The organism is Brevundimonas sp. (genome assembly GCF_032107865.1).
Taxonomy (GTDB): Bacteria; Pseudomonadota; Alphaproteobacteria; order Caulobacterales; family Caulobacteraceae; genus Brevundimonas.
Genome location: NZ_DAMCNG010000407.1, coordinates 678 through 1,041, shown reverse-complemented (window position 1 = coordinate 1,041; position 364 = coordinate 678). Strand labels below are relative to the sequence as shown.

Annotated in this window: 1 pseudogene; it reads left to right on the top strand. The window is 72.8% G+C overall.

What is annotated here, in order from left to right:
* Nucleotides 1-364 (top strand): annotated as a pseudogene (locus RT567_RS17190) (peptidoglycan-binding protein); the annotation flags it as partial.

Here is a 364-nt window from a genome sequence, read left to right as displayed (position 1 = left end):
GCTGTGCGCCTGCTGCCCCTTCTGCCCACGCCCTCCCTGGTCCGGCCCGACGCGCCGCAGACCCAGGCCCAGGTCGCCTTTGACATCCAGCCCCTGCCCGGCGCCGAACGCTATCGCGGCCGCGTCGCCCAGGACGCGGGCATGATCGAGGCCTTCGCCGAAGCCGACAGCGCGCCCGGCGGCCCTCTGGTCTTCGGCGAAATGGAGGAAGGCGCCTACTTCCTGCGCCTGACCGCCCTGTCGCCCGAAGGGCTGGAGGGCAAGGCCACGACCTACAGCTTCATCCACGCCCGCAACGGCGTCGGCGGCCTGGCCTCGGCCCTGGATCAACGCGACCGCCGCCGCTTCTACCGCTTCCGCTGGG